Below are 5,747 nucleotides of genomic sequence, written 5' to 3'. Positions count from 1 at the left end.
CAAATTATTCAACATTTTTAGAAGCAGTTGAACTAATCAAAAATGGATCTGCATTTTCAGTAAATGACTCAAAAGAATTAAATGCCCAAATGGAAATACTTTCAAAGGAGAGCAACCGTATAAAAAGAGGCTTATCTGCCCAAGAATATGTAAGTAGTCATACTGGGGCTACGAAAAGCTTCTTGGATTATATTTACAAGAACGGTTTTAATTGATTTGGCCTTTAACCATGCCTTCTAAAGAATCAATCCATGAAGGATGATCATTTAAGCTTTCTACAAGCTGAACATGTTCACCACCCAATTCCTTAAACTCATCGCCATATTCAACAGAAACCTCGTAAACAGTTTCAAGGCAATCTGCGACAAAGGCAGGACAGAATACCAGTAATCTTTTAACCCCTTTTTTGGCCAATTCTTCAATTACAACACTTGTATAAGGCTGCACCCATGGATCTTTTCCAAGGCGTGATTGAAAGCATACCGAATATTTTTCTTTGGGCAATTCCAATTTTTCAGCGATTAATCGTGCGGTGTCGTGACACTGGGCAGAATAGCAAAATTTATTGTTTTCAGTCAGTACAGAGCAGCAATTTTCAACCTTCTGACAGTGCACCTTAGAATGGTCTGATTTGCGAAGCTGTCTTTGGGGTAAGCCGTGGAAACTAAATAAAATATGATCATAAGTTTCAGGATGATGCTTTCTGCCATTATCAGAAAAAGCCTCAATCATTCGTTCATCATCATGAAATGAATTAATGAATGAAATATTTGGAATGGTTTGCCACTTTCTGACTAGTTTCATTACTTTTTCCAATACAGAGCCTGTACTAGCAGAAGCATAATGAGGGAACATGGGTATCACTTTTATACTGTTAACCTGGGCATCTTTCAACAATTTTAAAGCACTCTCAATAGAAGGGTTTTGATAACGCATGGCCAGCTCAACATGGTAATCATCACCTAAGCGTTGTTGCAAAAGATCTTTTTGCATAATGCTGTAGTGCATCAATGGAGAACCGGTAGTATCAGACCATATTGCCTTGTATAACTTAGCAGATTTTGGTCCGCGGAAAGGAACAATGATTCCCTTTACCAGTATGGCCCGTAAAATAAGGGGAACGTCTATTACCCTCCCATCCATTAAAAATTCTCCGAGATATGTTCTGACATCACTCGTTGAAGGACTGTCAGGAGTACCTAAATTTACCAATAAAACACCTTGCTTACTCATATGTATACTAAAGAATGTCAAAGATAGTCTTACGGATCAGTAGTTGGAAATGCTTCATTCCATTTGACTTAAAAAAAACAATTGTTTTACGAATTTTTCAGTTCCCATAATCTCCACCAAGGTGTTCCGGGCGAATCATGATGCTCAAAGTGGTAACCAAAAAAATAACAGGTGAGAAAAGCAAGAATATGATTTTTTCTTTGTGAACTTGATTGATGCTTATTTGCATGTTCTCCATGATGAGGAAGCCAGGTGCCAAAATAAAATAGTTGGATTGTGCTTAATAGTGAAGGAAGTACCCAAAACAAAAATAAATTGAGCTCAGGTACCCATATTTTTAATAAATTAAAGATCAATGCCATTAGTACTACCTGCCACCAGGTAAGGTATTGTTTAATAAAATTAAGATACCAAATAAAAAAATTTCCTTCCGAGTAATCCGGGTCCTTTTCTGTATGAACATATTGATGATGCTCATGATGTTTGGTGTATAGACTACTAAATGGGAAACAGGCGTACAAGGCAGTACAAATTTGCCCAATTAGCTTATTAAGTTTTGGATTGGAGGATACCGTACTATGCATTGCATCGTGCGCCGTAATAAAGAGTCCGGTATATAAATGCATTTGAACCAGAATCAATGCATAAAGGAGTGGGTTTTTAAAATTAACTTCCCAATTCATCAGGCAAAAAATACTTAGAAACCAGAGGCAGATAATTATAAAAGCAATAATAACCCCTTTTTTTGACTGATTACCTAACATTGGTTGCGCAAATTTCAATATTCTTGCAGAGCAGATTTTACTCTTTCCATTAACCACATTGGAGTAGATGTAGCTCCACATATTCCAACCTTATCTCCAGGAGTAAACATTCCTAAATCTAATTCTTGGTCACTACTAACAAAATAGGTATTCGGATTAAATTGTTTGCAAACCTCAAAAAGAACTTTCCCGTTAGACGATTTCTTGCCAGAAACAAAAACAATTTTATCGTAACCGATGACAAATTTTCTTAAGTCTTCATACCTGTTTGAAACCTGCCTGCAGATTGTGTCATTCGCTTTGATATCGTATCCGCGTTTAATCAGTTCATCTTTTATCTCATAGAACTTATCTGTACTTTTCGTGGTTTGACTATACAGCGTAAATTTTTGTGGAAGATCAACATTGTCAAGCTCTGCAATATCTTGGAATACAAGCGCTTCATTATTGGTTTGCCCTTGCAAGCCGATCACCTCGGCATGCCCATGTTTACCAAAAATTAGCACCTTTTCTTTACTATCGTATGTATTTTTTATTCTGTTCTGCAACTTTAAAACCACTGGGCAAGAGGCATCGATTAGAGTTATATTATTATCAAGTGCCAGACGATAGGTTTCAGGTGCTTCGCCATGGGCGCGAATCAAAACTTTTTCGTTTTTTATGTTCAGAAGATCTTCATGTGAAATAATTTTAAGCCCCTTTAATTTCAAACGGCTTACTTCTTCATCATTGTGAACAATGTCTCCGAGGCAGTAGAGATACCCGTCTTCATCTAGAATCTCTTCAGCCATATCAATTGCATAAACTACTCCAAAACAAAAGCCTGAATCAGTATCGATTGTTATGTCAAGATTATATTTCATTAGCTAAGCTTAATTCTATTTTTTGGCTAGAAAATTTTTCAATTACAAAAATACTAAATAGTTTATCACAAAGCCCAAAAATTCAAGGCTAGAAAAAATCCTACTTGAGCAAATAGTAATACAATTGCGGCTTTGTTTTGTTTTTGAAAGTCTAGCCCTCTAAAAATCCAAAATAACAAGAAAGAAAACAAATACCATCCCAAGTAGTTTTGCAATGGAATTTTACCTCCGGCCCAAGACCAGTAATCGAATCTTATTGCAATGGGCTCAATTAAAAAATCTAGGCTTAAAAGTACCAAAGCGCCTATTAAGCAAAAAATTAAAGCACTCTTTATTTTAAATCGTTCAAGAAAAACACCCGTACAATAGACCAATATTAACCAGTTGACACCGATAAGTAGTGGGGTTGAGAATAGCTTAAAACCTAAGGCTTCGCCATAGGTATATGAACCGAAAATAAGTCCTGAATTGACTCCGATTACCTCTATGAAAAAGCCTGCCAGATATACAATAATTGCAAAGGCCCTCATTTTAAAGGAAAAGTCATTCGTACTAATAACCAGCAGACTAAGCATTAACAATAAATGAAAAGGAACAAGAGCTATGAATAGCTTTTCCAGATCTGAGTTTAAAAAACCATACAAGCCCACCAGGTGAAACATCACGATGAAAATACTACAAATGATAGTTTTGTTCAGTTTCATTGTCTTATTGCTCGTCCTTTCCAGACGATAGTTTTAGTAAAGTGTTTTTTTACAGCGATCACAGAGATAAAAACCATACAAAGTAATTGCAATGGATGAAGAAGCACATTTTGCCATACACTTTGTTTGGCAGAAAGTGATATCATTACCCTGCTTAAAACAATCAAAGATAGGGCAAAGAGACCTAAATCAGGACTCAGAAAAAAGGCAAGTGCAATTGGCCCCATTACAACAAGTAGCAAATAAAGAAAAAGCCCAAACACATTATTATTAAACCCGGCCAGAAAATTCTTACTAAAACCATCAACGGCTTCGCTAAAGCTTTTATACATCCTACAATTTATGAATCCGTTAGCCAGTAAAGCTTCGCCATTATAATCAAGGCTTTTGATCAGTTTCATAATCTCCACATCTTCAACAACCTGATGTTTTACCTGCTCATGCCATTGATTCTCCTTATAATGTTCCGAATCAAACATCATAAATTGTCCACTTGCGGCAGAAAATGACGGATTTTTTGAAAGCCTCACCAATCTGAGAGGTAATAAATTTAATAACACAAAATGCATCAGTGGCACAACCAATCGTTCACCCCAAGTAAGCATGATTTGATCAGTAAATAGGCTTAACAAGCTTAATCTATTCAGTTTCATGCGATGAATAGAATTATTAATCAATCCATCAGAAATGGTTTCATCGGCATCCAGGAAAATCAAGTACTTGCCTTGAGCGGCCTTGGCCAACTGAAAGCAGGCAAAGTTTTTTCCGAGCCAGCCTTTGGGAAGAGGAGCACCTGGCAAAACTTTGAAACGTTCATGCTGATCACAAAATTCCTGACAAACTTGAAATGTTCGATCAGTAGAATTATCATCAAGTATGATAACCTCGTAGTTCTGATAATTTTGTAAGCTGATGGAATGAAGCAAATGCTGTATATCTGCTTCCTCATTGCGTGCAGGTATCAGTATGGAGACGAAATCGTCATACTGCCTAAACGAATTTGTTAGCTTTGGATTCGATAAAAAATTAAACAGAGTAACCGTAAAGCGCAGAACTAAAAAGAAGAAAATCAGATAAATTAGTATCATTCTTAAACGGCAGCCGCGGTTTGATTTTGCCGCGATAATTCATAATGTTTATTAAAGGCGCTTTTAATTAATTGCAAGCTTGTAAACTCAGCCCCTTCCCACTCCTGCAAAAAACAGTTTATGGTAGGCTTACGATTTTCGAAATAATCCGTAAAACTAGCTGCAAATATATACTGGAAAGTTTTTGAAGAAACATTTATCAAATTCATCAGGCCCTTTTCAAATTGTATTTGCTCTACATGACCTGAGTATAGCTTGCCTTGCGGGAAGATGAGTACCAAATTTTCGGGGTCATCTAGTAAATGACCTGCGTATTCGAGTGTTTCAATTATGCTCCTTGAATTCTTTTTTACTGAAAAACTACCCAGGTACTTCATGAACCAAACCTTCTGATAATTTTCCTGGGTAATCATTACATGAAACTTTTTTCTGAAATAAAGACGGTTGATTTGAAAAAGAACAAATCCATCCCACCAGGAAAAGTGATTGGCTATTAACAGAATCGACTTACTCTGATCAATACTGATTTTATTGAAATTCAGTTCTTGAAAATCAGATTTGATGATTCTGTTTATATACCAGGAAAAAAATTTAAAAACTATCCAGTTTTTGCGCGGTTCAAGCATATGTTAAAGTAATCATTTTTTAGCATTTTGAAAATTCGCGGCACATTTGACAAAAACATGTTCTATTTGATCAAACCCTCTACAATTTTTGCTGATAACAAGGCAAGAGGTATCCCACCACCGGGATGCACACTTCCACCTACAAAAAATAAATTTTCAATTTTTGATGAAAAATTTGCGTGTCTTAAAAAAGCGGAGAACTGACTATTGGAGCTGCTACCATAAAGTGACCCCTGATAGGAAAATGTCTTTGAGTCGATGCTTCTTGGATCTAGAATTGCTTGGCAAACGATGAGTTTATTTACATCTAAACCAAGGATCCTGGATAATTTCTCAATGATATTTTTGCGGGCCTCAATGATTAAGGCATCCCAATCCTGCCCTGTATTGGCGGGCACATTGATCATGGTAAACCAGTTTTCGGATCCTAGAGGTGCATCATCTATTTTATTTTTGGAACTTATATTCA

8 protein-coding genes are annotated in these 5,747 nt (G+C 36.2%); 1 reads left to right on the top strand and 7 read right to left on the bottom strand.

The annotated features are described in order from the left end of the window. Window positions 1-215: hypothetical protein (locus ACIQZ6_RS11520; RefSeq protein ID WP_395811238.1), on the top strand; the 215-nt coding region annotated here is incomplete at its 5' end. Here the strand turns inward: ACIQZ6_RS11520 and hemH are convergent. The 7 genes from hemH to ACIQZ6_RS11485 all read right to left on the bottom strand — a co-directional run. Continuing rightward, complete coding sequence (hemH, locus tag ACIQZ6_RS11515) at window positions 208-1,233, bottom strand: ferrochelatase (RefSeq protein WP_395811236.1); 1,026 nt, start codon at window positions 1,231-1,233, stop codon at window positions 208-210. The two genes, ACIQZ6_RS11520 and hemH, sit on opposite strands and share 8 nt — an antisense overlap. 86 nt (window positions 1,234-1,319) lie before the next feature. Next, a complete protein-coding gene (locus ACIQZ6_RS11510; protein ID WP_395811234.1) occupies window positions 1,320-1,916 on the bottom strand; it encodes a fatty acid desaturase in 597 nt (198 codons plus the stop codon). A gap of 95 nt (window positions 1,917-2,011) precedes the next feature. Continuing rightward, window positions 2,012-2,860, bottom strand: coding sequence for a 4-hydroxy-3-methylbut-2-enyl diphosphate reductase (locus ACIQZ6_RS11505; RefSeq protein ID WP_395811232.1), 849 nt, complete (start codon window positions 2,858-2,860; stop codon window positions 2,012-2,014). Between the two features lie 65 nt (window positions 2,861-2,925). Continuing rightward, complete coding sequence (locus ACIQZ6_RS11500; RefSeq protein ID WP_395811230.1) at window positions 2,926-3,564, bottom strand: carotenoid biosynthesis protein; 639 nt, start codon at window positions 3,562-3,564, stop codon at window positions 2,926-2,928. Beyond that, a complete protein-coding gene (locus ACIQZ6_RS11495; protein WP_395811228.1) occupies window positions 3,561-4,652 on the bottom strand; it encodes a glycosyltransferase in 1,092 nt (363 codons plus the stop codon). The genes ACIQZ6_RS11500 and ACIQZ6_RS11495 overlap by 4 nt, the downstream gene beginning before the upstream one ends. Window positions 4,653-4,654: 2 nt before the next feature. Beyond that, window positions 4,655-5,278 carry a lysophospholipid acyltransferase family protein gene (locus ACIQZ6_RS11490; protein WP_395811226.1) on the bottom strand — a complete coding sequence of 208 codons (624 nt, stop codon included), beginning with the start codon at window positions 5,276-5,278 and terminating at the stop codon, window positions 4,655-4,657. A gap of 62 nt (window positions 5,279-5,340) precedes the next feature. Beyond that, the coding region (locus ACIQZ6_RS11485) for a phytoene desaturase family protein (RefSeq protein ID WP_395811224.1) at window positions 5,341-5,747 on the bottom strand (407 nt) is incomplete at its 5' end.

This window comes from Daejeonella sp. (assembly GCF_044348475.1).
Classification (GTDB): domain Bacteria; phylum Bacteroidota; class Bacteroidia; order Sphingobacteriales; family Sphingobacteriaceae; genus Daejeonella.
Note: the sequence above shows the minus strand (reverse complement) of the source record. Positions and strands in the feature narration are given on the sequence as shown.